This window comes from Campylobacter anatolicus (assembly GCF_018145655.1).
GTDB lineage: Bacteria > Campylobacterota > Campylobacteria > Campylobacterales > Campylobacteraceae > Campylobacter_A > Campylobacter_A anatolicus.
The window spans coordinates 93,405-116,157 of the sequence record NZ_JAGSSY010000004.1; the positions used below are offsets into that span (position 1 = coordinate 93,405).

A 22,753-nucleotide genomic window follows, 5' to 3' on the forward strand; every position below is an offset into this window, starting at 1 on the left:
AGAAAAACATGAAACAAGCACTACTTATCAGTGCGTCAAGCTATCAAGATACTGGCTATCTAAGGCACTGCAAGAACTGGGTCAAGGACTTTTTAGCAGACGCAAATGATGATGAAATTTTATTTATCCCTTACGCAGGTGTCAGACGCACTAACGACGAATACGAGCAAAAAGTCATTGATCGCTTAAAAAATAAAAATATCAAATCAATCCACCACTACGATGACAAAAAAGCAGCAATTAAAAATGCACGAAGTATCGCTGTAGGTGGCGGAAATACCTTTATGCTGCTACACGAGCTTTATAAATTTGATCTTATTGAGCCCATCAAAGAAGCTGTTGCAAATGGAACAAAATACTTCGGCTGGTCGGCTGGATCAAATATCGCTGGGAAGACGATAATGACAACAAATGATATGCCTATCATTATGCCACGCTCATTTGATGGGTTAAATTTATTTCCATTTCAGATAAATCCGCACTTCATAAGTGGCAAGATTGTAGGGCATAACGGAGAGAGTAGGGAGGAGAGATTAGAAGAGTTTTTAATAGCAAATCCGCGTGAAATCATCTATGCTCTACCAGAAGGCACCGCACTACTTATAAACGACGATAACTGCGAGATCATCGGATATGCTGATGTGTTAAAGCTTGAATATCAAAAAGAGATCACGACTATCAAAGTCGGAGATAAATTTAAAATTTAAAAGGAGATTTTATGCAGACGTTTAAGCTTATTTTGGCTCTACTTGGCGTTGTCGCTGTCGTATGGTTATTAGTTAAAAAACGCGATACAAAAACTACTCTAATCGGCGTTGGCTTGTTGCTTTGTATCGTAGCGTTTAAGCCTATGGATGCATTAGCAGCATTTACTGAGTATATGACAAAGGCTGGGCTTATTAAGGCTATATGTGCGGCTATGGGCTTTGCCTTTGTTATGAAATTTACAAAATGTGATGAACATTTAGTTACACTACTAACTAGACCGCTTAAAAATATCGGCTTTGCACTCATCCCTATGACTACGATACTAACATATCTCATAAATATAGCCATTCCATCAGCTGCTGGCTGTTCAGCTGTTGTTGGTGCAACACTCATTCCGCTACTTATGGCATCAGGTGTTAGCCCTGCTATGGCTGGTGCAGCGGTCTTTGCTGGGACATTTGGCGGTGTGTTAAGCCCCGGTTCAGCACATAACATATATGTAACTGATATGGTTAAAAAAAGCATTGAGACCTACACCATTCAAGATGTGATATCAGTGCAGTTTTCAAGTGCTGTCATCGCTCTTATTATAGTACTTATAACGATGATCGTTATGGCAGTTATCTTTAAAGACTATACAAAAGATAGAAATTTCTTAGCTGAAAATGACGAAATACAGATTAAAAAGAGCGAGATAAGGGTAAATTTAATCTACGCACTTATGCCGCTTGTACCACTAATAATCTTAATCATAGGTGGAACTGATCTTAATAAAATTTCATGGCTTGCTTGGACTAAGATGGGCGTGGCAGAGGCTATGGTGCTAGGTGCTATCATCACTATCGTAGCAACTTTAACAAACCCAGAAAAGATAACAAAGGAGTTTTTCAAGGGTATGGGTTCAGCTTACGCTGATGTCATTGGTATCATTATCGCAGCTGGTGTGTTTGTCGCAGGTTTAAAGGCGTGTGGTGCGATAGATGTCGTTATAGAGTGGCTAAAAGCAGAGCAAAGTTATGTTAAATTTGGCGGAACTTTCGTGCCGTTTATAATGGGCGTAGTTACCGGTTCAGGAGATGCAGCGGCGATGGCGTTTAATCAAGCCGTTACAATACACGCAGCAGATCTTGGATTTGCTCAAGATAAGCTAGGTATGGCAGCGGCTATATCTGGGGCTTTAGGTAGGAGTGCGTCTCCACTAGCAGGTGCAGCTATCGTTTGTGCGAGTCTTGCTATGGTTAGCCCTATACAGATCGCAAAGCGGACGTTTTTAGGTATGCTTTTCTCAGTCGTTGCGATCGCATTTTTTGTTATTTAAACTTGAAGGTATGAAAATGGATATCATTCAAAGATTTATCAATTACACAAAGATAAATACAACTACAAGCCGTGAAAACGGAGCAGCAGGGATTATGCCATCTAACTCACGTGAGCTTGAACTTGCAAATTTAATAAAATCAGAGCTTCAAGCACTTGGCATAACAGATATAAATTTAAGTGATAAAGCTATTTTAATAGCCAAAATCCCATCAAATTTAAAACACAAATCGCCATCAATCGCCTTTTTCGCTCACCTTGATACAAGTGCCGAGCAAAAGGGTGACACACACGCTCGTATCGTGCATTATAGTGGCGGTGATATATGCTTAAATGATGAGTTAAAAATTTATCTAAAACTTAGTGACAATCCAGAGCTTAAAAACTACATAGGCGACGATATCGTCGTAACAGATGGCACTAGTTTGCTTGGGGCTGATGATAAGGCAGCGATTGCAAGTATCGTAAATATGGCAGAGTATTTTATAAATAACCCTGACGTGCCACATGGTAAGATAGTGTTATGTTTTGTGCCTGATGAGGAGCAGGGGCTTCGTGGTGCAAAGGCACTTGATGCAAGTTTAGTAGGTGCAGACTTTGGCTACTGCCTAGACTGCTGCGGAATAGGGGAGTTTATATACGAAAACTGGAATGCAGGGGACGCAGTGGTTACATTTCAAGGTGCCTCAGCTCATCCGATGAATGCCAAAGGAAAGCTTGTAAATTCACTCCTTTTAGCTCATAAATTTATCTCACTTCTACCAGGTGGTGAAGCACCTGAATACACTGAAGGTAAGGAGGGGTATTACTGGGTTAAAGAGTTAAGTGGCAATAGTGCAAAGACAACACTAAAGCTTGATATAAGAGAGTTTGATGAGACGCGATATACCGAACGGATGAAATTTTTACAAAATTTAGCAGACGGACTAAATGCCGTTTGGGGTGGACGTGTAGAGATAAACTTATCCGATAGATATAAAAATGTCTATAACTTCTTGCAAGATGAAAACGCCCCAGCTATTGCGATCGCAAAAGAGGCATTTAAAGCACTAAATATCACACCAAAGATCATTCCTATGCGTGGCGGATACGATGGTGCAGTCATCTCTGCTAAAGGCATACCAACACCAAATTTATTTACCGGCGGACACAACTTCCACTCAATATATGAGTATATCCCAGTAAAATCACTAAAAGCGTCAAGTGAGCTTATCACAAATATCGTAAAAATCGCTGCAAAGGCATAATCTCTTGGGTGCAATCTGAAAATTTGCACCCAAATTTTATTTACAAAATTTGAAATTTTAAGTAATATTGCCAAAAATTATGGAGAAAATATGAAAGCATTGGCACTTTTTAGCGGTGGGCTTGATAGTATGTTAGCGATGAAACTCATCACCGATCAAGGCGTGGCGGTAACGGCGTTGCATATAGATACGGGATTTGGGGTAGATAAGGATAAATTTGACGTTTTAGCTCGTCGTGCAGCACTTGTAGGAGCGGAATTTAAAGTAGTAGATATACGCAACGAATATCTACGCGATGTGCTTTTTAATCCAAAATATGGCTATGGAAAGCAGTTTAATCCCTGCATAGACTGTCACGGATATATGTTTAAAACGGCATTAAATATGCTTAAAAGCGAGAACGCGGACTTTATCATCACAGGAGAGGTGCTAGGACAGCGACCGATGAGTCAGCGTAAAGACGCGATGAATCAAGTCAAAAAACTAGCTGATGATGAAAATGATCTTATTGTGCGTCCAATGTGTGCAAAGCTCTTGCCACCAACTAAGCCCGAACGTGAAGGCTGGATAGATCGCAAAAAGCTACTAGATATAAGTGGACGCGATCGTAAGCCACAGTTAGCACTCGCTGCAAAATGGGGCCTAAATGACTATGCTACGCCAGGTGGTGGCTGTTTGCTGACGATAGATAGCTTTGCGGTAAAGATAAAAGATTATTTAAAATTTGATAGCAGTATGCGTGATATAGATGTCATTTGGCTAAAACTTGGGCGTCACTTGCGTCTAAAAAATGGCTCAAAGCTCATTATCGGACGTGACGAAGCGGATAATAATGCTCTTAATACACAACCAAACGATAAATTTAATGCGATAGAATTTGATCCAGCGGACGACATCGTGGGGGCAAAAAGCTTTTTAAGCGTTGGTGCTGATGTGATAGATGGCGAGTTTGCAGCACGTTTGGCTTTGGCATATACGAAGGCAAAAAAAGATAGATTATATAACGTACGTGTGGGCGATATGACGTTTAAAGTAGAGCCGTTTGAAGATAAAAGCAAGGCACAAGAGTTTTTCGTAAAATAGCCAATCTTTAGTTTAAATTTTATGGAAATAGGGGGCTAAAACACGTCCTTATAACATAAGTGCCATTTATATTATCAAAGCTGAAAATGTGCGTTAGGCAACGCAGACAGATGATACACCTTATGCAAGTGAGGCTAAAGCTGGTATTGTAAAATCAGTGATAACACGCCAGGAGAGGCTGGTGATACAGCAATAAGCCAAATAGCGGTGAGGTTTTTAATGAAACAAAAAGTCCATTTTGTCTTTGGCACTTTTGCTTTTTCACCTTAAATCCTAGCTCTTTTTGCTTAAATTTACTCCACTTATCTTTATCTTGCACTCATAGCTATTAGCTTTGTGCGTATAAAAGCTCTTTATGCTTATAAAGAGTTCATATCTTACAGATGTTTAATTTATGTTTTACATAAAATATCGCATTTTAAAGGCATTTTATTATGCGATAATAAAAACGTCGTTTTAACTCAAAAATAGCTTACGCCATTAAAACAAGGGCTTTTATCTGCGTTTTTTAAATTTAAAAGATATTAAAATTCAGCTAGAAATAAGTCTGTAGATAGTATAATCGTGAACTTATTACTTCGTGTCAAGGTAGCTCAGCTGGTTAGAGCGCTGGTCTCATAAGCCGGAGGTCGAGAGTTCAAGTCTCTCTCTTGACACCAACTCAAACTCCTAAAATACGGCGTTTTAAAGCTCTACAATGTTTTAAGTTTTGGTTAAGTTAGGCACAATTTTTGTCAGTGTATCAAAGTTCTGACAAAAAATAAGGCACAGTTTGAGGCACAAAATTTTAATTATTTTTTACTAAGAGGTTGGAGAGGGATTAAAAAAATAACTATAAATAAATCCCTAAGATACACTATATTATTTTTGTTAGTCAACTAAAAAGTCAGCATAAAAATTATTATAAATACGCTATAAAAATGTATTTAATTTAATAAGCTATCGTCATTACTCATAAGTGTTCCTGCTTCTAAGCCTAAGTCATATTCGACATTTAGCTCATAAAATCTACGCTCATTTTCATCTATATACTCACTTGAAACACTCACAGCTTTTTTTCATCGCTTATTTCTTGCATATCGTCATCTTGATATTGATTTGGAGAACGGAAAGCGTCGCTTAAATTTCTGATTGATTGCACAGCCTGCATTCCATATCCTGCAATTTTAAGACTATTTGTCAAATAAAGTTGTGAGTTTGTGAGCGTATCTCTTGCTGTTGGACTTATTGCATTATAAAGGTCTGCTGTTTGGTTCGCTCCTTGTGAGTGGGCTATATTTTGATTTGGTAGTGTTGAAGCTGTTCCTTTTGCTGTTGTGCCTATTGTTTGTAGTGCCCCACCAATTGCACCTACTGCTGAAATAGCTGAGCCAATATAACCAACATAGCTACCAAATTTTACAATAGAATTTGAACCAAAATAATGACCAAAAAGAGATATTGACATACCTATACTACCTATTATTCCACCAATTGCAGCCATTCCGCTCCAGCTAACCAAACTGCCAATTGAGCTTAAAGCACCAAAAGAAAAATATGTAAGTGCTGCTGTTGCTAGTATGGGAATATTTGATTTCAAACTTTGCATAAAACGTTTAAAAGGATTACTGCTTTTTTTCTTATTCTTCTTGGGGTAGTAGGTTGCTGTAAAAATTTCATTCCAGTGTTCAATAAAATATTTTTTACCACCGACAAACATATTATTATTAGCCCAAAAAGCAGGAGCAACAAAGGAATTTGAATGTGTTTTAAAATGTCTATGTCTTACTATAAAACCCTTATCTGTAAAAAACCAATCATCCCTACCCCATAAAACACCATCACCACAATTTGTTTCTGCTATTTTGAAACGTCCTGAACCACTATCTATTATTTTGCCATATTTAGTTGGTGGAATAACCTGTTCTGTATATACTTTTTCGCCAACTATTAGCCATTGAGTATCATTTGTTATTCCAGAGCTATAATCTCCAGAGAATTTTTCTTTTGGATTTTGACCATTAAAAAGTTGAGACAATCCAAGATTTAATCTTCCTTCATATGTATATGGCTGAACTCCACCCGTATAGACATAGTAATTCTTTATAAAATATATTAGCCCCTTATTTGTTAATAAATAATCAGCACGAATACTAACACCTCCCGTATTTGCCAATGGGTCAATTTTCTGTGCCTTACGAACAAGTTGCATATGTAATAACTCATATTGTTTGCTTCTATTAATCGCATCCCAGACACTTCCATTTTTTGCATCATCAAAATAATTACCTGAAGTCTCTTCAAACCAATGTGCATTTTTGCCTTGTGCCATTGTTGGTATTCTTTACCTTTACGTAGTAATCTTATCTATTGCGTCAAACATTTTTGTAGTCATATCTGCTGGTGGTGTTAGTCCGCCAACTGAATACCCAAATACACTATCTTTTAGGAGTGTTGCCTCTTGAATTCTAAGTCTATCATCATAACTTATAATCTCACGTTCTATTGCTCTTTTTCTTGCCTCTTCACTGTCTTTTTGTGTCTTTACTAGTTCTGTTCTTGCTTTGTTAAATTCAAGCTCTGCTTGTGCCAATAAAAGTTTTTTCTCTGTAAGCTTCAACTCTTTACTTGCTAAAAGTAGCCTAAGTGCAATATCTTGGCTTGAAGTTGTCACTGTTTGCAGTAGTGAAGTTAGTGCGGATAGCTTTGCATTTAGTGTTTTTTCATCACTTATACCATATTTTTCAAATGTTTCATCTATTTTTTTAACTAACTTGTCATATGGTGCATTTTCAGCCATTGTTTGAGCTAGAATTTCCTTATAAGCCTCTTTGTATTCTTCAAGTGTTTGTAAAATTTCAGCCATTGTTTTTATTCTCTCTTTGTGTTTTATGGGTTTTTGTTTGTAGTCCATTTTTTATCTCTACCCTAAAATTTTCACCCTTTGTAAGCTCTAAAAATCTGCTTAGCGTGGCTTTTGAGTTAAATACGCCCTGATTGTTATACTCGCTACCTAGCAAGATACAACCCTGCGTATCCAAAGGATAGTTTCCAGCGTGGATTAAGATATACCGCTCACGGCTAACGCTTTCATTAAATAAAAGTGGTAAAGTCATCTTAAAATGTGGGCTTTTATGCCACACTACGTTATAAATCCCAGCTGGTATGCGTCTGTCTAAATTTGGTGTGGTTGTATCACTCCCGGCTGGTTCAAGGCTAAAGCCAGTAAGTAAAATTTCATCATCCCTTAAAAGCTTAAAGCGTCCGATAGTGCCGTCATCTATCTCTTTAAATCTTTGAATTTTAAGTATCATTGTAAATTTTAAGAATAATTTGTATAATTAGGCTAGAGGGTCGCAACCTCCAGCCTAAATTACACCTCAGAAAGAGAGGTGAGTTTATGCTTAAAAACCTAATTGTCATAATTATACTACTTTGTATAATTATAGTCAAGGCTTACTAATAAGCCACCTTGTCACATAAGTGACAAGGTTTAGGATTTTTGCCTCTAGCCGTTTAAATTACTCCTCGTAACTCCTTTCATTATTTTTTAATTTGCTATCTATAAATTTATCCACTATCGCCGTAGCCCACTCAGCACCACGCCACGCAAAAAAGCCACCGATTGCAAGGCTAGGGTTTTGCTGGGCGATATAATAAAATGCTATCTCATAAGTCATCCAACATAAAAAGGTCGATGATATGGCTCCAATTACAAAGTAGATAAACCTTTGCTTTAGGCTCTTTGGTCGCTCATCTTTAGCGTGGGATAAAAACCCAGCCACTAAGCCAACCATTAACACCCAAAATAAATAGCTGTTTTTAAAATCATTCATTTACACACTCCATTAATAATTCATCGACTATAAGAACATACTGCACGACTTCATCAAAGCTCTCTGGCTTATTTGGGCCATAAGTCGGCAAGGTTGGAAGGTCATCTTTGTTTAGGCATTTTATAGGGATGTATTGCTTTTTATACTCGGTTATTATCTGTTTATCCGCACAGCCTAAAAATGCAAAAAGGGCTAAAAATATGAGAATTCGTTTCATTGTCTATTTTCCTTTAGTTTGTTTAGCATATCCTTTGTGGCTCTTTCATAATAGCCCTTTATCTCTATGCACTCGCTATTTTTAGGTGCTTTTACGCTCTGTTTGGCTTTAACATTTGCGGTTATCTTTGCTATGTTTGGCTTATTTGCTTCTAGCTCTTTAAATTTCGCGTTTTGTTCGTCTATTTTAGCGTTGCAAGTGGTTAAATTTGAGCGGATAAGCTCACTCTCTAACCGATAAATCCCTATCTTTTCATTTGCGATTTTTAGCTGTCTATTTAGCATTTGATTTAGACTAAACAAAGCAAAGCTCACACCCATGCAAAAAGCTAAAAGGGCGTAAATGACAGCGTTTGATTTAAGTAAATTTTATAAAAAGTTCATTAGAATTTTAAACATCTATACTCCCTATATCTTAACTTATGATATACTCTACAAGAGTAGTAAAAGCAATTAACTTTAAAACGACTACAGTTTAAAGCTATCATCATCTGCTTTAATATCTCATCAGCTTGTCTGTATTCTTCTTTATCACATAAATAATCGTGCACTACTATAGCTGAGAGATACTCTGGACTATTTGGTGGAAATAACCACCAAAGAAGTCTTGGTGTATTAGCTCCATTAGTTTTATACTCTTTAGGCACTTTAATGGTGTCATAGGTATATTCAGCTACTAATTCAAATCTATCTTTTGAGTAAGGTTTTAAGATAGGACGAGATATAGTTATTATCTCACTCTTGTTTTTATCACTTACTTTAATTAAAGCTCTTTTAGCAAATAAAGTAGTTATAAACTTAATCATTGCTATCACCTTTAAATTCAGGCATACTAGCTAAGACTTCATTTATATCTGTAGAAGTTATATCTATCTTACCACTTTTAACATCCTCTAAGACCTTATAACCCCAAGCCCAGACATTAGCTCTCCACTTACCAAAATTAATAGCTTCTGTTTGAAATACATTTTCATAACCTGCATAACTAACCGCTGAGACTATGCTGTCATAACCTTTCTCTTTAGCCTTTTGATCTAGTATGGTTTGAACTCTGTTTTTAAACTCTGCTTCAAGAATAGGTAAAAACTCAGCTAAATTTGATCTATCTCTTAACTCTTGGGGTAAGCTTACCGCTTTAGCAAAGCTTACATTATCATTAGTAGCCACATAAGTCTGTCCGTTAAGTGCTCCTACAAATTCAAAATTTATACTATTCCATCTTGTATCTTTTACATCTGCTATATAATATTTCATCTTCTTATCTCCTTGTTATCATCAAAGGTATTGCCTCTATACCTATGCTATTTTCAGTTGTGCTGATATTATCTGCGTGTCTACCTGCACCCTTATAAATTCTTAACCCATCGCTAAAGTATAAAGTCGATCCAAGTGTCTCATAATCACTAAAAGCTGTAGCTATCTCTCTTATCTCATCAACAGCTATTGGCAGATCAAGCTTTGTATATTTAAAGTTTTTCATAAGATATTTTGCATTTTCAGTAGCCGCTTGGATAGTGTTAAGACCAAATACAGCAGGGTTTATTACTGTTGAAGTATTACTAATTCCTTCTATATTAGAGAGTAAGTGCAAATCACCATTATCCATATAAACAAGCAAAGTAAACCACATTAATTGATAAGAGTGTATAAGCTCTATCTTTTTAACCCCGCTAACATATAGCTCAAAACCATTTTGATGTCTTACTATATTCCCATCACTACCTTTTAAAGAACCAAGGCTCTCGTGAGCGGTGCAAATATATAGCTTACCATCATTTTCAAGCAAGAATGCTATATTATCACTTAAGATAATGCATTGCTTTACATTCTCAAACGGTGTTCCATCACCTTTTGCTACTATCATTGGAGTGTTTGTAGAGTGATTATTACTAACAATCTTTCCTAAAACTTTACCAATTAACCCACAAGCATAACATCTGTTATTTTTTATAAAACAAAAACTATCATTAAAGTAGTTACTATCTCCAAGTCTTGCTGAACCATTTTCTGCAGTATAAAACCAATCTACATCACTAGCTAGTAAAGTTGGGTTTAACACTTGTCTACCCATACTTCCTATACTACCATTATTATTGTATCCACAACCATAAATATCATACTTACCATTATCTTTAAGAATTTGAAAATACGTATTAAGTGTTCCTGTTACCCATATCTTAACTATACTCTTACCACTTAAAAATTCATTCTTTACAAAAGTGCTTGGTGATACCTTTGTCCCAATACCAAGCTCTCCATCATTATTAGCACCACAGACATAAACATCACCATTTTTAAGCATTACAAAGGTTGATTTATAATGAACGTTAACCTGTGTAGTTGACATATATACACGAACTACTTCGCTTTCAAACTCAACTTTAGTTGGTATAACTACAATTTGTGTATGTCCGACACCTAGCTCTCCTCTGTTATTACTTCCCCAAACATAAATGTAGTTTTTACCCTTTGGTATTGCTATAAAACTTTCAGCTCCTGTATAGTTATATTGCGTAACAAGGTCTATGATCTCTTCATTATAAGGTAGAGCTAAACGTTGTGGTTTTGCATATCTATCACGTGCGTGCTGACCGGGCATATAAAAAGAGTGCTCTGTTCTACCATTAACGATAATATCCCCATACTTTAATATTTCGTGAGTTTTAGCATCTCTTATAACCTCTTGATACATAAAAAGATACTTTATACCTGAAAGATGACTAAACAGCCTAACACCATTATAAGTTTTACTAGCTTGGCTTTTTATCTCATCTACACTCTGCTTTAAACTATCTAATTCAGTTTTTACAGCTTTGCTTATAGGTTTATTTAAATCACTTGTATTATCCACTTCATTAAGTCCGATATTTTCTTTTTTAAGTGTTATATCTTTTGTCCCATCAAATTCTATACCCGATATACTACGCGGCGTTTCCAGTTTTGAGGCACTAACAGCATTTGCATTTTTATCAAGTTTTGTATCCAAAGCAATATTTAAACTAGCCTCTTGACTTTCTGAAACAATTTGTTGAATAGTTAAGCTAATCTCATCTTTTACTTGTTTTACCAATTGAGTAATTTTGCTTGAACTATAAACACATACGCTTGAAATTTCATTGTCATTAATAATCCCATCGCTTTTTGTTTTAATAAGTTGATTTATTTCATCAAGTAAGGTTTTTATACCATTATTTTTTAATGCAGTGCTTATGTCGCCGAGTTCAGCCACTTTTGCGTTTGCACTGGCAAGGTCTTGATTAAATTTTTGTAGTGCTGTATCAAATTCCGACTTTGTTAGTTTAATTTCATCTTTAGTGGCAATAATTTGCTCTTTTGCGTTTTTTATATCTGTTTCAAACTCTTTAACTCCGGATGAGTTAAAATTATTTATTGCTATTTCTAGTTCATCAACTTGCGTTAATAAAAATTGCAATGCTTCTAATTTTTCCTGTGCCAATTTTAGTTCATATATACTAGTTGCCATTGTTAAAACCCTGCCTTTTTTATACTCTCTTTAACTTGTTTAAGCCTTTGTGTGATTTGCTTAAAAAGCTTAAACAAATCAATATTTGCCAAATTCTTTATCTCTTTATCTAACATCATCTATGCTAAGCCCCTCATTGGCGTTATATTGTGCTATTATCTCTAAGCTTTGCTGTCTATTAAAAGGCTCTTTGTTTAGCAAGTAAAGCACCTCATAAATTACAGCATAGCTTAGCTCCTCATCAATCTGCAAATGCTCAGTATCACTTTTAAAATCAGGTTTTTTTGGTATGCGTATAAAAGTTTCATTGGCTAAATTCCTAAATACCTGCATTTTTGGGCTTACGTAACGCTCCATTAGCTCACTAGGAGTGCATTTTGTAGCTACATAGAGCATAGCTTCTAAAAACAGTTCGCTTAAAATTTCATCATCAGGGATTTTAATCCCTGACTTTCCCTTAAAGAGTAAAATTTCTTTTGCTCTTTTGCTTAGCATTTTACGCCTTTAACCCAACGCCTATTGCAAATGCGTCAGGTATCCTTACCTCAAGAGTGCCTTCGGTGTAGTAGTGCTTTTGTTTTGCTGTTTTGCTAGTTGGCACATCCTCAACATATGTAGGTGTAAGTAATCCGTACTTGGCGTGTGAAAAATCCCCAGCAATTAGCACGTCATCAAGTCCAAATTTAGCACTTAATAAGCGATGCATTCTGAAATTTGCCTTGCCAAAATCCGTTTCAAGCGAAACAACACGAGTGTTTATTGTCTTATCATTGCCAAATTGACGAGTTGCGATTTTGTTTATCGCTTTTTTAAGGTTTGCTCCGATAAATACATCTTTTGGCGTTGCTCCGCTATCCCAAATTTGCTGTAAAATTTGACTTAATATATCCTCTGTTAAAACACCTGCTGTGCCTTGCCAGTCCCCACTACTATCAAATGCTAAAACATTACCGCGTTTGCCACTTGAAAAAGCTGTTGCACCTTTTGCTACATAGTAAAATAGCCCTGCCATTTCAGAAGCAGTTGTATCTGTTCTAGCAGTTGGGGCTTTAAAAACTGAAGTTTTAACGTTACTATCTCTGCCAAGTCCTAAAAGAGCATATTCAATGTCGGCTTTATGCTCTTTTGCCTTTTTACTAATCTCATGAGCTAGTTCGTTTCCACCATAGGTTCTAACTGCCTGCATAGTCTTTGAAACCATAACGTCAGAGGTAAAAATTTGAGTGTTGTTAAACAGCTCAACTTTTGAGCTTTTATCAGCTCCTACAAAATCTGAAATTTCTAGCTGTGCATTCTTTTTTGGAGCAGATAGCGTATCTGTTATCCAGCTATGTTTTGTGCTAGATACCTTTGAGCCACTACCCATAAGTGAAAGCATAGGCGTTTCATCTGAACCTATAAGTAGGATTTTATCATAGACTGACGGAGCCAGTCCAACTCTTTGTGTTGCTGGAGATTGATACCCAGTTGAAGTTATTGCCATTTTCTATCCTTTATGATGAATTTGGCTTAGTTTATAAGTTCAGGGTATGCAAAAACTACCCATTTTTTGCAGTGATGAGTAATTTTTGATTTATTTTAGGCTATCTTGTTTTCAAGCTCTCTAAGCTCTTTATCTTTGCCACGTCTAAGCATATCGCCAAGCATTACAGGGTCTGTTTGTGCTACTTTTGGGTATTTGTTTGCATAGTCCATTATACGGTTATAAAAGCTAGGATTTGATTTTTTAAGACCTAAAGTTGCTAGTTTAGCCCCTATCGCACCACCAAAAAATCCCTTTACAAACTCATCAAAATCTAGCTTTACATTGCCATTCTCATCACGCTCTACACTATTTAAGCCACCACCTAGCAAACCACCACTAATAGTTGGATTTGCGTTCAGGGTAACTCTGTTTTCTAAAGAAACTCCGCCTTTTGTTGGTTTTTGTGGTATAATGTTCTCATTAGTAAGAGGTGGATGAGAAGAAGTCAGTTCTCCCTTAAATTCATCGCTATAAGCAGACAAGTTCGCGGTGTCGCCTTTTTTTAGGTCGTTAGAGTGTAGATTAGTCCCATCACTCTTGGCAACTTGGCTACTTGGTAGAGAATCTGAGCCTCGCGACCTTTCTACCTGATAAGCTGTTATTATCCACTCATTATCGCCTTTATCAAGCCACCCTTTTGATAAACCTATACGGTAAATTTTACCCTTATCGTGATAAAGTATTGTTTTTACGTTGTTTTTATCTACAACTTCGCCATTTTTAACTATCTCATCAAGTCCGTTCTCGACCCCACCAAACTCTTTAAAATCATCAACGTGACGCTCTATGATTTTATTTAATCCTATTTTACTATCACCCCAAACTAAGTCAATATCGCCCAAATTATCACGATGAAACGCTCCAGCAACTTGTCCGTTTCTCTCAGTCAAAAGCTTTCTAACCGCTCCTTTTGCGTCGTGGTAAAACTCGGCGTAGTTTGTGCCAAACTCTTTTATAGGGGTTATGTTTTGCTTTTCTTGTATAGTTTGGCGGAGGCTGGTTATCTCTTTGGCTTTTAGTGGTAAAATTTCGCCTAATTCTTTCTCTGTTACGCCGTTTTTAGCTATATATGTACTAAGGTTTTTAAGCTCTGCGTCCATATCATCTTTTGTGCTTTGTAAAATGCCCCTTACTTGTTCGTATATCTCTTTATCTTTTCCTTTAGATGTTTTAGCAAAGAGCTTTATCGTATCTAAACTCTCATTTAGCTCATCATACCCTTTTAAATTTACCTTTTTACGCCTTGCTACTTTCTTGCCATTTACATACTCATCTTTACTCCACGTAATATCTATGCCTAAATTTTTATATTGCTCTTGTGCCTTTTTTAAAATCGGCGATAGTTGTGGTTTGTATGGCTCTTTTTTCTCTAGTTCAAGGCGTTTAGCATTAAATTCTTTATTTCTTACGCTAATTTCATCACCTAGCTCACGCACTCTTTTAAGGGTATTAAGGGCGTTTTCTTTTGTGGTTAGCTCTTTTTTTAAAGAAACTCTGTCTTTGGCTCCGTTTTGTGGTATAATTTCATCACTAGCCTTTACAGAATGTAGATTATTACCAGCCTTGCTCAGCGATAATTCATCGGACTGAGGTGTAGAGTGTGGTGTCTCTACCCGTAAAGGCTCATCAGCGACAGACCCCGCTTTTGCGGTAGCCATTGTCTGACTAGTATCAGAGTGTCGGTTGAGGCGTGCCGACCTGTCGCTTTGTAATTTTGTATTACCTAGCTCCCTTTCTTGCCTTTTATTTAATTCTTTTATTATTTTTTCTTTGTTAATTTGCGTTGTATGTATGATTTGTCCGCTCTCTTTGTTTATACCAACTTCGCCAAATTTGCCGTTTTTAAGCTCTTTGCCTATTAGTGCATTTCGCTCGTTATTATTTTTAAAAAAATGCGTTGGATTATCCTTAATCTCTTTTATAACCCTAAACACATCCGCTTCGCTTTTAAACATTTCAGGGTGTTTTATGGCTAGGCTTTTTAAATTTGCTACCTATTCATCGTTTAATACACCGCTTAAATCATTTATCCACTGCTCGGCTTTAAAGTTTTGCTCTGCGTATTGATAAGGCTTACTCTCACTTACGATATTAAAATTCTCACTTTGCTTTGGCACTCCACCTTTTGGCGGTAAATCATCTTTTGCCGATAAAAACCTGCTTAGCTCCGCCCTTATGCCATTTGGCACGTTTGGGTCAGTTGTTATTTTGGCTAGGTTATTTATAAAGCCATTATAGTTTTTTGACTTTAAAATCGCTTGTTCTATGTGGTGTATTAGTGCTGGTTGTCTGCCTATTATCGGTGCTAGTCTTAGGGCTGTTTTTATGGTGCGGTTTGCCATCATCGTATAAATCCTAGCCATTGGGTCAGAACTTATGCCTTGACTTAATTTTTCGCCTTTTTTAAACGCTCCTATCGCCTTAGCTAGTTTTATATCTTGCCCAATTAATGGCTCTAATTTATTAAGTAGATTTGTAAAATTCTTTGCTTCACTACTTTTAAAATTGTGATTACCTACCGCTTTTATAACGCTTTTTATATCTAGCATCTTGCCATTTGTGCCTACGTCGTATGTATATTTGTTTAAGGCTCTTTCTAATAAGCCCAGCTCCACCTTTGAAATGTCTTTATCGCTATGCTTTGACAAAAAGCTATTTACGCTATTATTTGGGGTTTTTTCATCTATTACCTTACTCATTGCTTTAATAACGCTATCTTCGCCCTTGTCGGTATCTTGTGCGGTTTTAAACCACTTGCTATCTGTGATATTTTTCATATCTTTATATTCAGATACCATTGTTTTATAAAGGCTTTTTGCTTCGTTTTGTAAAGGGGATTTTGTTAAAATATCGTCTAAAATATCGCTCTCTACATAATCTTTTATGCTTCTTGCTATGCGTTTTACGCTGTTTTGCTGGGTGTCTGCTATTAAGTCGTTTAACTCAGCTCTTAGCCCATTTATCCCGCTTATATCTATTTCTTTACCATTTGCTAAATTTTGTAAGATATTTTTTAGCTTCGTGTTAGCTACCCCACCCCATTCTCTTGCTTTTAGCTCGTTTATATCATTTAAAAATTGCCAACTAGTCGGTATATCGTGAATAGTGTTTTTATATCACCTATGTTATTCTCTAACGCCTTTAAGCCCTCGTTAAACTCCTGCTTTACTCTTGCTTCGTAACTTGTAGCCATATCTTTTACAGATATATTAAGCACCTTTAAACGTGTTAAACTCATCTAAAATTTTATTTGTATCAGCCGTAATTATCTCATTTAGCCTATTTGCTGCTGTTGCATTTAAGCTTAACGTATTACTAGCCATTTGAGCTACTCTCTCATTGCCTCTTGTGGCGGTTAAAAAGTCGCTTTGATTTTTTGTTATCTCATCATTTTTAAAAAACAGATTTTGTGCTGCATCTATGCCGTCTTTTGCTAAATTTACGCCCTTTTGCGTAAAATCTTTGCCCTTTTGCATTAGCTCATTTTGAGCGTTAAAATCATCTATTTTCGCTCCTGCTTTTTCTAGCTCCTCTTTTGCTATTCCTGCTAAATATGAGCTGTCGTTAATCTTTACTCTTACGCCCATTTTATCGGCTTGTTTTAAAAACTCATCTAAGTTTTCTTTACCGCCCATTTGAGCTTCTAACTCTTTTAACGCTCCACCTATATTTTGCTCTCTTAGTGTTTTTAAAATAGGCATATAATCGGCTACCTTGCCTATCATATCGGCTGAAATTTTACCCGTTGCCTTAAAGCCTTTAATGACTGGATTTAAAAGCTGGGCAAGTCCAGCTCCTAGTGCTTCATTACTAGCTCCACTAATACCTGCTTTTATCGCTTCGCTTAATTTAAACTCGTCGTCTGTATCGGCTGTGTTTCTTGTATAATCCGCTACCGCACCAGCTCCACTACCAACCGCTCCGTAAGTTAAAGCTCTTGCTGCCCGCGTGGCTAATAAGCTTCTTGCGGCTGCTCCTGCGGTAGGGCTTTTTGTAGCAAGTGCTACGCCAGTTCCAGCTAATGAACCTAAAATTTCATTGCTATTTGCCCCTAAAAGGTCTAAAAAATCAGGCGTAATATCCTTTACTTCACCATTTTTTAGCCGGACACCATATTTTATTTCGCCGTTATGTTTTGCCATAAGTGGTTCATAACCTAACTCTTGTGCTGTTTTTATAAAAATATCTTTTGTCCTATCAGCGTCCACTTTTCTTTCATCATCGCTTTTAAATAATCCACCTAGTGCGAAAGTGCCGTTATTTAAGGCTTCTTGTGCCGATAATGTGCGGTTTATCTTTGATATATCTTGCTGTGTTTTATAGTTATCTCTTACTTCGTTCGCACTTTTACCTGTTAAAGTTGCTACTATGTTATCTGTTGCATAATCAATAGGCGAAGTTATATCTTTATAAAGGCGTTTGCCACTATCTACCACGCTATCAAACCAGCTTTTATTTTCGTGTGGTTTTGCTTCGCTTAAATTAGGGGCTTTTGGTGCTTCGTTTGTAAAACCAACCACACTTTGAGCTTGATTACTCGCTAAATTCTTACTTTTATTTGATAAAAAGCTGTTTATCTCATCATCGCTATATCCAGCTTTAATAGCTCCGTTATAATCAAATCCCATTTTTTATCCTTTAATTAAAAAATTTATCAAGTGGCGGTCGGTTATCTTTTTTAGGCGTTGTTGCTGTGCCATCAAAACCATTTACGCTTTGCCAGTTAAAATTTTGGTTACTCTCGCCACTAGGCTTATAAATAGCGTCCATAATTTGGCTTTTCTGCTCGGTAAGATTTTTTATTTTCTCATTTATTATGTATCTTTGGTAAGGGTCTTTCGTGGCTTCTTTTTTGTTTGCTAAATCGCCAATTGTCGTATCAAAAATCCGCTCACTTAAACGCCTAGCCTTTAACGCCGTGTCATTATCAAAAATAACGCCGTTTAAACTTACGCCAAGCTCTTTTGATAAGTCTTGTATCTCTCTATCGGCTCTACCCATTTTTGCTAATTGCACTCCTGCATTTGTTAGCATTTGCGTTAAATCCCTAGCCGATTGTGAGCCATTGTCTTTACCTGATTTTTCTTGCCACCAGTCACCAACTCTATCAATTAAACCATCATAATTATCTAGCTCTTTGCCGTAGGTACGAAATTTTTGCCCTACTGCATTAAGCTTATTAGCTCCGTCTAAAATTTGGGTCATCTCCTTATCAAAGCCATCATCTTTATTTAATTTATCAGTGATATTTTTACCCCACATTCTATTTGTATTTATGTAATTAGCGAAATTTTGCCCCGCTTTGTTTAAATCTATTTGCCCTGTATTCTCATCAAGTCCGCCAAACATTGCCATAAACTGCTTGTTGTCCTTGTTATTGTTAAAATACTCAAATGGACTTAATCCGCCGTTAGCTTCGTTAATCTCTTGCTGTTTTCGTGTGATTTCGCCTCGTTTTAAATCCAAAAGTACGTTTTTGTATTCGTTATTAAAAGCATTTTGCTCTTTTTGACGTGCTATCTCCTCATTTAGTTGCCTGTTTTTTAAATCAGTTTCAGCGTTAAATCTATCAATGCTAAATTGATAAGCTCTGTCGGCGTTTTCTTTTTCTGTCTGTCGCCACGCATTAGTTGCGGCTAAATTATCGGCTGCGTGTTTTTCTACTGACTCATTATGCCTAGCCGTTTCATCTAGTCTTGCTTGATTTCGGTTTTTCTCAACGTTTGTCTTATAAATATCCCAAAGGGCGTCGCCAACTTTGCCGACTGCCCCTATAATGCCGTTATTAGGGTTAAAATCAACCCTGTTTGGATTGTAAAAAGCCATTATCGCCCCTTATCATCGTATCCATTTGCAAGTGATGAGTTAGCACAGGCATTATTTAAAATTTGCTGTGCTTGATTTTGTCTTGCAATCTCTCTTTGTGATAGAATTTTATTAAAATCATAAGCGTCCTTTTGCATACCATACATTTTTTTAGCCATTTTGTTTTGTTCGTATCCGCCATAAATATTACCAAGTGTCCCAAGTGCCGTTAATGCGTTACTTGTTCCATTTTTATCCACTCCACCGAGCCACTCCCAGCCACTTTTTAAGGCACCGGTTACACCATTTAAAAGATTTTGCCACATCGTTTATCCTTTCTTTATAAGCTCTTTAAAAGCTCCGCTCCAATCTCTATGTCGCTCACATCCTCACCATTTTTTAACCTTTCAAAGGCACTTATCTCGTTCTTACCACCACCATTGCCGATAATCTCATCAGTCCTTTGTTTTGGCGTTGCAATTTGAAGCATTGTATTAGCCACCAAGCGCCACATATTATAATCCTCGCCTAAGTATCCATCAAATCCATTAGCCTTTGCAAACTCACCAAATTCTTTTGGGTTTATGGTGGGAAACTCTTTTTCAAACTGAGTAATATTTTGATTAAAAACATTCTGCCTTCTTGCCTCTTCTGCTTGTTGTGCCATTTGCTCTTGCATTGCTTTTAACTGCTCACTCATCCCTGCTAATTCGCCAAGTCCCATTTGCTCTAAAATTTCACGTTGACTTGCGTTTTTAGCTTCACTCTGTGCCTGTGCTTGTGCGTTTAGTGCCTGTTCTTGCTCGGTACTTTTCATCTTTTGCATTGCATTAAGCATTGCTTCGCTTATGTCGTCTTTACTTAAATTTGGCATAGCTGTTTGCGTTGGCTCTTGTTCTCCTGTATTTTCTTGCTGTACTTGTGTTTCTTGCTCCTCTTTACCCATTTCGTTTGCTTCGCTCTCAAACTCGCCAAGCAGTGCGTTAATTGCGTCTTGTTCAGTCATTCTCATTCTTCTTGCAATTTAGTATGTAAGTTAAAATTTCATCAATCAAAGCGACCCTATAAATCGCTCTTAGCCTATCACTCTTTTTAGCTGTTTTATCAAACGCTATTGCTGTGTTTGTATCGCTTAATGCTAAAATATAGCCCAGTATTGCCTTAAATGCTTGATGTCTTGATAGGTCCATTAACTCCTTGTTGGTTGATAGAATTTGTGTTATTTCCTGCGTTAATTTGTTCGTTGTCAGTAACGATAGCATTTAATATCTCCTTGTCATTATCACCTAAATACTCGCTTACGTTTTTAATGCCATAAAGTGGCAAAATATCACGTATGATTTTTTCATTTGCTTTTAGAATTTTTATCATTCCATTGGGGTCGCCAATTTGTGCGTAAAGTCCAAATTGTGCATTTAGTGCCTGACTTGCTTGTATTAGGCTATTTTTTTGCACTGCAAAGCTAACATTTGGTGGTGGCATTATCTGCACAGCTGTTGGTTGTGAGATATATGTTGGCCCCATACTTTCTAAATCTTTACGACTTACATTTGCATTTAGTGGCACTAATAATTTTGGATTTAAAAGGCGGTTTATACCGTCTATCATTGCATTTCTTGCAAAATTCATCTCATCTTGAAGCGGTAAGATACTAGCAAGTGGTGGCTCTCCGTAAGCTACGACAAAAGTGCTTTCATCATAAGCTCTAACTTGTGGCAACATATAGCCGATTATAAATGGACAACCATCTTTTAGCTTAATATCAGCTCTTAAAACTGCTCCACTTTCATTAATTGTACTAACTTTCCACTGGCTATTTGTATCTTGCTCGTAAATATCATAAACGCTTAATCTCTCATAAATAAAGGCTTCATTACTTACAATCTCACTTACTGCTTCCTTGCTAAAAATACCTTGTTTTGATAGCTCTTTTAAATCGCCATAGCTTAAATTTATGCGATTAACGATATATCTTATATCATCGTGATCCTTTGCATTTGGGTCAAAATATACATCATCAAGCTCCACCTCCTCAATTACTAGTAGTCCGCTTCGCCAGTAAATTTTCGCTACTGCTGTGCCTAAAAATGGTATTTTTTGAAAAATTGGCATAAAAACTTTATAAAGTTTTATCATATCTGTATAATAGTTAATAGCCTCTTGCCACTTATCTATTACTTTTTGCTCAGAGTTAATATAGCACTCAAGTTTTGCAAACTCATCTGTGTTAAAGTAAGTTTCGCTTAGGCCATCTGTTATTCGTTTTGTCTTTGCATTTAGTTTCGGGATAAATAAATTAGCCTTGCCACGCTCTTTAAGACTAAGTGCCTTGTCCTCATCAAGTGCTAATAAATAGGCACTATTTAGCTTATCAAGCATAGGCTTATAGCACATAAAGCCCTCGTAAGCTCTTTGTTTTAACTCTGCTAATCTTGATTGTGTATCCATTTAATAGCCTTGTATCTCTAACTCAAAAACCTTTATAAAATCATCCTCTTTCATGGCATTTATCGCTTTTAAGGTTTCATTGCTCATCACACCATTTTCATCAATGCCAGCCACCCTTTGAGCTAACTTTATTGCCAAGCGATAGCCTTTGGGCTTTGCAAACTCATAAATTGCCTTTGCGGTTTTTGCGTTTAACTCATCTTCACGTATGAAAATTGAAATTTCATCGCCTACTTTTTGGGTTTTAACTTTTGCCATCTTTTATCCTTTTTAAAATATTAAAATAAGTTCGTTCGCCTATTTCTGCTAGTTCTAATACACGCCATTTTGGGTATTTTGCTATTATTAGCTCCTTTGCTAGTTCGACTTTGTAACGTTTATTAGGCACGTATTTAAGCCCACCCACTAACTTACAAATAAGTCCAGCCATTACTAAAACAAGGCTTTCATCATCTAATTGTGAGATTTGCCTTATAGTTTGTGGCTTAATGTTTGAGCGAATATAATCAAATTGCCACTGCAAAATCTACTCCTTTTTTGCAGTTTTTTGATTTTTTTAAATTTTTACCAAAATCCATAATCATCATCCATAACCTCTCGTTTTTCTATCGTTAAAATTTCATCAAAAAAAGTAAGTGCCAAGCTGTCAGCAAAATCAGGGCTTACGCCAAATTCTTTTTTAATTATCTCTTTTGGCACGATTAAATAACGCTCTCCTTTGTCAAAAGTAAAGCTAATCATTTGAAGTTGTTTTTTTAACTTCTCATTATTTGGCAAAGATAAAAGATGAAATTTATCTTTTAGCCTAAAAAACATCTCAGCCCTTTTATTTGCGTATTGCTTTTCATTGCTCGCCTTAAAACTGCCCTTTGCTTCACGCACGATACTTCTAAGCCCTAAATCACAAAGCCCATCATAAGCACCAGCACCAACACCTACGCTATCAATAAAAATTGCAACTGGCTTAACTTCTGCCCTCTCATACTCAGCGTAAATAGCTCTTGCAAGTTCGGTCACGCTGTTTATTCGGTAACTTTTAAACTCCTACACGTTGTTTCCCTTACGCACACATAAAACACTCTCATCATCGCCTTCACGTGCCACA

General features: G+C 36.6%; 28 protein-coding genes and 1 tRNA gene. 5 read left to right on the forward strand and 24 right to left on the reverse strand.

Translation table 11 applies throughout. From position 1 onward, the window contains the following. Positions 1-8 precede the first annotated feature (8 nt). The 5 genes from pepE (at position 9) to KDE13_RS07420 (ending at position 5,014) form a co-directional block, all read left to right on the forward strand. The gene (gene pepE / locus KDE13_RS07400; protein ID WP_212139704.1) at positions 9-707 is read left to right on the forward strand and encodes a dipeptidase PepE; all 699 of its coding nucleotides are present in this window, start codon (positions 9-11) and stop codon (positions 705-707) included. 11 nt (positions 708-718) lie between these two features. Next, on the forward strand, positions 719-2,026 hold the full coding sequence (dcuC, locus tag KDE13_RS07405; protein WP_212139703.1) for a C4-dicarboxylate transporter DcuC: 1,308 nt from the start codon (positions 719-721) through the stop codon (positions 2,024-2,026). A gap of 16 nt (positions 2,027-2,042) precedes the next feature. Beyond that, complete coding sequence (pepT, locus tag KDE13_RS07410) at positions 2,043-3,272, forward strand: peptidase T (protein ID WP_212143284.1); 1,230 nt, start codon at positions 2,043-2,045, stop codon at positions 3,270-3,272. Between the two features lie 90 nt (positions 3,273-3,362). Next, positions 3,363-4,355 carry an argininosuccinate synthase domain-containing protein gene (locus KDE13_RS07415; RefSeq protein ID WP_212143286.1) on the forward strand — a complete coding sequence of 331 codons (993 nt, stop codon included), beginning with the start codon at positions 3,363-3,365 and terminating at the stop codon, positions 4,353-4,355. Positions 4,356-4,937: 582 nt separating this feature from the next. Further along, positions 4,938-5,014: transfer RNA gene (locus KDE13_RS07420), tRNA-Met, on the forward strand. A gap of 267 nt (positions 5,015-5,281) precedes the next feature. On the opposite strand, the gene KDE13_RS09670 is transcribed toward KDE13_RS07420, so the two are convergent. The 24 genes from KDE13_RS09670 to KDE13_RS07535 all read right to left on the reverse strand — a co-directional run bounded on the left by KDE13_RS09670 (position 5,282) and on the right by KDE13_RS07535 (position 22,665). Further along, positions 5,282-5,404 carry a hypothetical protein gene (locus KDE13_RS09670; protein WP_267873709.1) on the reverse strand — a complete coding sequence of 41 codons (123 nt, stop codon included), beginning with the start codon at positions 5,402-5,404 and terminating at the stop codon, positions 5,282-5,284. After that, positions 5,401-6,666: a hypothetical protein gene (locus KDE13_RS07425; RefSeq protein WP_212143288.1), complete on the reverse strand. Its 1,266-nt coding sequence runs from the start codon at positions 6,664-6,666 to the stop codon at positions 5,401-5,403. Before KDE13_RS07425 ends, KDE13_RS09670 begins: the two co-directional genes overlap by 4 nt. A gap of 18 nt (positions 6,667-6,684) precedes the next feature. Next, complete coding sequence (locus tag KDE13_RS07430; RefSeq protein WP_212143290.1) at positions 6,685-7,248, reverse strand: hypothetical protein; 564 nt, start codon at positions 7,246-7,248, stop codon at positions 6,685-6,687. Beyond that, positions 7,193-7,648: a DUF5675 family protein gene (locus tag KDE13_RS07435; protein ID WP_212143292.1), complete on the reverse strand. Its 456-nt coding sequence runs from the start codon at positions 7,646-7,648 to the stop codon at positions 7,193-7,195. The genes KDE13_RS07430 and KDE13_RS07435 overlap by 56 nt, the downstream gene beginning before the upstream one ends. Positions 7,649-7,855: 207 nt before the next feature. Continuing rightward, a complete protein-coding gene (locus KDE13_RS07440) occupies positions 7,856-8,170 on the reverse strand; it encodes a phage holin family protein (protein WP_212143294.1) in 315 nt (104 codons plus the stop codon). Beyond that, positions 8,163-8,387, reverse strand: coding sequence for a hypothetical protein (locus KDE13_RS07445; protein ID WP_212143295.1), 225 nt, complete (start codon positions 8,385-8,387; stop codon positions 8,163-8,165). The genes KDE13_RS07440 and KDE13_RS07445 overlap by 8 nt, the downstream gene beginning before the upstream one ends. Next, positions 8,384-8,707: a hypothetical protein gene (locus KDE13_RS07450; RefSeq protein ID WP_212143297.1), complete on the reverse strand. Its 324-nt coding sequence runs from the start codon at positions 8,705-8,707 to the stop codon at positions 8,384-8,386. Before KDE13_RS07450 ends, KDE13_RS07445 begins: the two co-directional genes overlap by 4 nt. Positions 8,708-8,769: 62 nt before the next feature. Continuing rightward, positions 8,770-9,192: a DUF1353 domain-containing protein gene (locus tag KDE13_RS07455; protein ID WP_212143299.1), complete on the reverse strand. Its 423-nt coding sequence runs from the start codon at positions 9,190-9,192 to the stop codon at positions 8,770-8,772. Further along, the gene (locus KDE13_RS07460) at positions 9,185-9,640 is read right to left on the reverse strand and encodes a hypothetical protein (RefSeq protein WP_212143301.1); all 456 of its coding nucleotides are present in this window, start codon (positions 9,638-9,640) and stop codon (positions 9,185-9,187) included. Before KDE13_RS07460 ends, KDE13_RS07455 begins: the two co-directional genes overlap by 8 nt. Before the next feature lie 4 nt (positions 9,641-9,644). Beyond that, the gene (locus tag KDE13_RS07465) at positions 9,645-11,870 is read right to left on the reverse strand and encodes a hypothetical protein (protein ID WP_212143302.1); all 2,226 of its coding nucleotides are present in this window, start codon (positions 11,868-11,870) and stop codon (positions 9,645-9,647) included. A gap of 105 nt (positions 11,871-11,975) precedes the next feature. Beyond that, on the reverse strand, positions 11,976-12,365 hold the full coding sequence (locus KDE13_RS07470) for a hypothetical protein (protein ID WP_212143304.1): 390 nt from the start codon (positions 12,363-12,365) through the stop codon (positions 11,976-11,978). 1 nt (position 12,366) lies between these two features. After that, positions 12,367-13,353, reverse strand: coding sequence for an SU10 major capsid protein (locus tag KDE13_RS07475; protein WP_212143306.1), 987 nt, complete (start codon positions 13,351-13,353; stop codon positions 12,367-12,369). A 95-nt stretch (positions 13,354-13,448) separates the two neighbouring features. Next, complete coding sequence (locus KDE13_RS07480; protein WP_212143308.1) at positions 13,449-15,350, reverse strand: putative barnase/colicin E5 family endoribonuclease; 1,902 nt, start codon at positions 15,348-15,350, stop codon at positions 13,449-13,451. Positions 15,351-15,389: 39 nt separating this feature from the next. Continuing rightward, positions 15,390-16,193, reverse strand: a complete 804-nt coding sequence (locus KDE13_RS07485; protein ID WP_212143310.1) for a hypothetical protein — start codon at positions 16,191-16,193, stop codon at positions 15,390-15,392. Between the two features lie 272 nt (positions 16,194-16,465). Next, a complete protein-coding gene (locus KDE13_RS07490; RefSeq protein WP_212143311.1) occupies positions 16,466-16,633 on the reverse strand; it encodes a hypothetical protein in 168 nt (55 codons plus the stop codon). Continuing rightward, entirely contained in the window at positions 16,605-18,023 is a 1,419-nt protein-coding gene (locus KDE13_RS07495) for a hypothetical protein (RefSeq protein ID WP_212143313.1), read from the reverse strand. The genes KDE13_RS07490 and KDE13_RS07495 overlap by 29 nt, the downstream gene beginning before the upstream one ends. A 10-nt stretch (positions 18,024-18,033) precedes the next feature. Beyond that, positions 18,034-19,221: a hypothetical protein gene (locus tag KDE13_RS07500; protein ID WP_212143315.1), complete on the reverse strand. Its 1,188-nt coding sequence runs from the start codon at positions 19,219-19,221 to the stop codon at positions 18,034-18,036. After that, complete coding sequence (locus KDE13_RS07505; RefSeq protein ID WP_212143317.1) at positions 19,221-19,526, reverse strand: hypothetical protein; 306 nt, start codon at positions 19,524-19,526, stop codon at positions 19,221-19,223. Before KDE13_RS07505 ends, KDE13_RS07500 begins: the two co-directional genes overlap by 1 nt. A 14-nt stretch (positions 19,527-19,540) precedes the next feature. Next, a complete protein-coding gene (locus KDE13_RS07510; protein ID WP_212143319.1) occupies positions 19,541-20,206 on the reverse strand; it encodes an HIT family hydrolase in 666 nt (221 codons plus the stop codon). Further along, positions 20,199-20,390, reverse strand: a complete 192-nt coding sequence (locus KDE13_RS07515) for a hypothetical protein (protein ID WP_212143321.1) — start codon at positions 20,388-20,390, stop codon at positions 20,199-20,201. The genes KDE13_RS07510 and KDE13_RS07515 overlap by 8 nt, the downstream gene beginning before the upstream one ends. Then, positions 20,362-21,648: a phage head-tail adapter protein gene (locus tag KDE13_RS07520; RefSeq protein ID WP_212143323.1), complete on the reverse strand. Its 1,287-nt coding sequence runs from the start codon at positions 21,646-21,648 to the stop codon at positions 20,362-20,364. The genes KDE13_RS07515 and KDE13_RS07520 overlap by 29 nt, the downstream gene beginning before the upstream one ends. After that, on the reverse strand, positions 21,649-21,906 hold the full coding sequence (locus tag KDE13_RS07525) for a lysozyme family protein (RefSeq protein ID WP_212143324.1): 258 nt from the start codon (positions 21,904-21,906) through the stop codon (positions 21,649-21,651). Next, a complete protein-coding gene (locus KDE13_RS07530) occupies positions 21,893-22,171 on the reverse strand; it encodes a resolvase (RefSeq protein WP_212143326.1) in 279 nt (92 codons plus the stop codon). Before KDE13_RS07530 ends, KDE13_RS07525 begins: the two co-directional genes overlap by 14 nt. A 41-nt stretch (positions 22,172-22,212) precedes the next feature. Continuing rightward, the gene (locus KDE13_RS07535; RefSeq protein WP_212143328.1) at positions 22,213-22,665 is read right to left on the reverse strand and encodes a hypothetical protein; all 453 of its coding nucleotides are present in this window, start codon (positions 22,663-22,665) and stop codon (positions 22,213-22,215) included. Positions 22,666-22,753: the final 88 nt, after the last annotated feature.